Raw genomic sequence first — 4,364 nt, 5'->3', positions numbered from 1 at the left:
GGAGATGCCCACGGTCTCGGCCAGCTCGCCGTACCGCTCGTCGATGCCGCGCAGGCCGTTGTGGGTGTGGATGTAGACGGGCACGAGGACGCCGAGGGCGATGGTGATGACCTTCATGGGCTCGCCGATGCCCAGCCACAGGATGAGGAGCGGGATCAGCGCCAGGCTCGGGATGGAGCGCTTGACCTGGACGGGCCCGTCGATGAGCGACTCGCCGACCCGGGACAGGCCCGCGGCGACCGCGAGCACCGTGCCGACGACCACGCCGAGGGCCAGGCCGAGGACGGCGCGCACCGCCGAGGTGGCGATGCTCTCCTGCAGGCGTCCCGAGGCGATGAGGTCGCCGGCGGTCGACACCACGGTCCACGGGGCGGTGAGCGTGCGCTCGTCCAGGAGGCCGGTGGCGGAGCCGAGGCACCAGGCCGCGAGCAGGACCGCCGGGCCGATCCAGAACCCGAACCGGATGCGCCGTCCCGGCCGCAGTCGGGTCCGCAATACGCGCTCGTCGTACGCCGTCCGGGTCGCGGGCCGCTCGGCGACCGCGGTCACTGCCCGGCCCCGAGGGCGGTGGCGATGGCCTTCTCGTAGCGGCGGTCGTAGAGGTCCGCGACGTCGAGCTCCTCGTGGTCCTGCTCCTCGGCGAGCAGGTCCGCGGTCTCCTGGTGCCGGGCGATGACGTCGTCCCAGCTGGTCGGCACCTCGAACTCGCCGAGCGCCTCGGTGATGCGGGTCGCGTCCTCTGGCGAGAGGCCCTCGTGGTCGACGTAGTAGGCCTGCGCGAACTCCTCGGGGTGCTCGGAGATCCACTGCTGGGCCTTGGCCCAGACCTCGACGTAGTCCTGGAGGGCGGCGGCCTTGTCGGCGTCCTGCAGCACGCTGGTCGGGGTGTAGAGGGTCCAGGCGTCGTCGCGCACCCCCGGCTTGACGGTGGTGCCGCCGTCCTCCTCGTACTTGGCGAGGTAGCTGCCGACCAGCGACTGGCCGAGCGGCGCGACGTCGACCTGCTTGCTGCCCAGCGCCAGGACGTAGGCGTCGTCGACGCTGGCCATCTCGACCAGCTCGACGTCGTCCTGGGTCAGCCCCGCCTTGGCGAGCACGCGCAGCACGAGGGCGCCCTGCGCCTGGCCGGGGCTGTAGGCGATGGACTTGCCCTCGAGGTCCTCGAGGCTGGACACCTTGACGCCGGGCGCGACGCCGAGCTCGTACGTCGGGTGCTCCAGCGGGTCGACCGTCTCGCGGGCGGCGATGATCTTGATGTCGGTGCCGGTCCACTGGGCGAAGAGCGGCGGGATGTCGGCGACGGACCCGACGTCGATGGCGTCGGCGCGGAACGCCTCCAGGGTCTTGGGGCCACCGGTGATGTTGGCCCACTCGACCTCGACGTCGAGCTCGTCGCCCAGGCCGGAGGCCTCGAGGGCGACCTCGGTGGCCGGGTCGCCGACCCGGAGGACCGTGCCGTCCGGCACCTCGTCGGGCACGGCGGCCGACAGCTCGAGGCGGGGACCCTGCGCCTCGGCACCGCAGCCGACGAGCGTGGTCAGGGCGAGGACGAGGCCGGCCACGGGGACGAGGCCGGGGGGTGCATGTCTTCTCCTCTTGAATATGACTAAGTCACCTAAAGTTATACACATTGCGACCAGGACTGCACGCCGACTCGCGCACCATGAGACGGGTGTCTCAGCCGGCGCGCAGCGCCTCGAGCACGACGACGCACCAGCGGCCGACCCGCTCGGCGTCCCCGGTGCCGGTCATCCGGCAGGCCAGCCAGGTGTCGCCGACGAGCCCCTCGTACGTCGTGTGCTTGCCGCTCCCGTCGGAGCAGGTGACGACGACCCCGGGGGAGCCGATCTCGGGGACGTTCTTGCGCGTGCAGTCGCCGCGGCCGGCGGCCCGGGCCCACTCCCGCGCCCGGGCCTCGCCCACGGGGGTGCCGAAGACCCACGCCGAGGCCGTGACGTCCCCGGCCGGGCCGGCACCGACCGAGCAGCCCCACTCGTTGGCGAGCGACCCGGTGCCGGGGACCTTCATCCCCGGCCGCCACGCGACCGGGCGGTCGGCCGCGTCCACGCCGATCGCGAGGGCGGCGGACTCCGCCGAGACGCGCCCGCAGAAGGGAGCCCGCACCAGGGTCAGGTCCTCGCGGTCGTAGTCGGCCAGCGGAGTGGCGGTGGCGCCCGGCGTGGGCGTGGGGGCGGCGACGGGCTCCTTCGGCGGCCCGTCGACCAGCACGGCGCGGCCCAGCACGATGGCCAGGGCGGTCACCACCACGGCGACGATCCCCAGCAGCGCGACCGTCACCCGACCGCGGCGCGGGCGGGGCGTCGTACGACGTCGGCTGCTCACGTCGTCACCCTAGATGTGACCTCCGACCACCCCGCCACGCGTCCGGTGCGCCGAATCGGAGGCGTTGGGCCGCGGCGCGTAGCCTCGCATGCGTGATTCGCTTCGACCAGGTCACCAAGACCTACCCCGGCCACCCCCATGCGGCGCTCGACCAGGTGTCTGTCGACGTGGAGAAGGGGGAGTTCGTCTTCCTCGTGGGCTCCTCCGGCTCGGGCAAGTCGACCTTCCTGCGCCTCGTGCTGCGTGAGTACCGCCCCACCTCGGGACGCGTCTACGTCGCCGGCAAGGAGATCAACCGGCTGGCCAGCTGGAAGGTGCCGCGGCTGCGTCGCGACATCGGGACGGTCTTCCAGGACTTCCGGCTGCTGCCCAACAAGACGGTCAGCGAGAACGTCGCCTTCGCGCTCCAGGTCATCGGCCGCTCCCGCAGCGACATCGCCGAGCTGGTCCCCGAGACCCTCGAGATGGTCGGCCTGGACGGCAAGGGCGACCGGATGCCCGACGAGCTCTCCGGTGGCGAGCAGCAGCGGGTCGCGATCGCGCGCGCCTTCGTCAACCGGCCGATGATCCTCATCGCCGACGAGCCCACCGGCAACCTGGACCCCACCACCTCGGTGGGCATCATGAAGCTCCTCGACCGCATCAACCGCACCGGCACCACGGTGGTCATGGCCACCCACGACGCCGGCATCGTCGACCAGATGCGCAAGCGGGTCATCGAGCTCGAGGACGGTCGCGTCGTGCGCGACCAGGCCCAGGGCGTCTACGGCTTCCAGAGCTGACCCCGCCAGAACTGACCCCGCCGGAACTGATCCTGCCTGCACTGACCCTGTCCCAACCGAAAGTGACCCATGCAGCTTCGCTACGTCTTCTCCGAGCTCGGCCAGGGCCTGCGCCGCAACCTCTCGATGCACCTCGCGGTGGTCCTGACGTTGTTCGTGTCGCTGACCCTCGTCGGCCTCGGGGTCCTCTTCAACCAGCAGGCCACCAAGGCAGCCGACCACTGGGGCAGCCAGCTCCAGATCACGGTGTTCCTGTGCCGCGCCGACGACAGCAACCCGGCCTGTGCCGGTGAGGTCACCGACGCCCAGCGCGACGAGATCGAGCAGGTCGTCCAGGACAACCCGGAGGTCGCCGACTACCACTTCGAGAGCAAGGAGGTGGCCTTCGAGAAGATCAAGGAGCTGCTCGGGCCCGAGCGGTTCGAGGGCCCCAATCCCGCGGCCACGGCCGAGGACCTCCCCGAGTCGGTGTGGATCGAGCTCAAGGACCCGGAGGAGTACCAAGGGATCACCAGTGCCGTCGAGGGCCTCGACGGCGTCTCGCAGGTGCGCGACATGCGCAAGGTGATCGCGCCCATCATCGGCTCGATCAACATGCTGCAGTGGGTGGCCCTCGGGACGGCCGCCTTCCTGGTCTTCGCGGCCCTGCTGCTCGTCGGCAACACCATCCGGCTGGCGGCCTTCGCCCGACGCAAGGAGATCGGCATCATGCGGCTGGTGGGCGCCTCGACGCTCTACATCGCGTTGCCCTTCCTCCTCGAGGCCCTGGTGACCGCGATCATCGGCGTGGTGCTGGCCGCGGGGGCCCTCGGGGCCTTCATGTACTTCGGCATCGAGCAGCGCGGAAGTGACCAGCTGAAGTTCATGCCGTGGATCGGGATGCCGGAGTACGTCGTGGCCCTGGGCGCCGTCGCCGTCCTCGGGCCGCTGCTCACCTTGCTCCCGACACTCGTGCTGACGCGCAAATACCTCAAAGTCTGATCCGCGCGGGTTACCTTCGGTCCGTTCTCTTCCCCGAACAACCAAAGGCCTCCCGGTGCGTTCCTTCCCCCGTACCGCCCACCGCCGCATGGCCGCAGCGTCCGCCGCTGCTGCCCTCGTCGTGGGCACCGTCTCCGTCCCCTATGCATCCGCCCACGTCCTCAAGAGCGACGACCTCAAGGACAAGAAGCACAAGGTCGAGAAGAGCATCGACCATGCGCACGACGACCTCGACCACTCCAGCAAGCGGCTGCGTGC

The 4,364-nt window shown here is 70.8% G+C and carries 5 protein-coding genes; 2 read left to right on the top strand and 3 right to left on the bottom strand.

What is annotated here, in order from left to right; translation table 11 throughout:
- The 3 genes from ACXJKL_RS18760 to ACXJKL_RS18750 all read right to left on the bottom strand — a co-directional run.
- A partial coding sequence (locus ACXJKL_RS18760) for an ABC transporter permease (RefSeq protein WP_457208520.1) occupies positions 1–549 on the bottom strand: 549 nt, incomplete at its 3' end.
- Positions 546–1,562, bottom strand: a complete 1,017-nt coding sequence (locus tag ACXJKL_RS18755; RefSeq protein ID WP_457208519.1) for an ABC transporter substrate-binding protein — start codon at positions 1,560–1,562, stop codon at positions 546–548. The genes ACXJKL_RS18760 and ACXJKL_RS18755, both read right to left, overlap by 4 nt.
- 115 nt (positions 1,563–1,677) lie before the next feature.
- A complete protein-coding gene (locus ACXJKL_RS18750) occupies positions 1,678–2,343 on the bottom strand; it encodes a hypothetical protein (RefSeq protein WP_457208518.1) in 666 nt (221 codons plus the stop codon).
- Between the two features lie 92 nt (positions 2,344–2,435).
- On the opposite strand from ACXJKL_RS18750, the gene ftsE reads away from it, so the two are divergent.
- Both ftsE and ftsX read left to right on the top strand, forming a co-directional pair.
- Entirely contained in the window at positions 2,436–3,125 is a 690-nt protein-coding gene (gene ftsE / locus ACXJKL_RS18745; RefSeq protein ID WP_457208517.1) for a cell division ATP-binding protein FtsE, read from the top strand.
- Positions 3,126–3,194: 69 nt separating this feature from the next.
- On the top strand, positions 3,195–4,106 hold the full coding sequence (gene ftsX / locus ACXJKL_RS18740) for a permease-like cell division protein FtsX (RefSeq protein WP_457208516.1): 912 nt from the start codon (positions 3,195–3,197) through the stop codon (positions 4,104–4,106).
- The last annotated feature ends 258 nt before the right edge of the window (positions 4,107–4,364 follow it).

This window comes from Nocardioides sp. P5_C9_2, assembly GCF_054049555.1.
The sequence above is the reverse complement of the archived record's forward strand: the minus strand, read 5'-3'. Positions and strand labels throughout refer to the sequence as shown.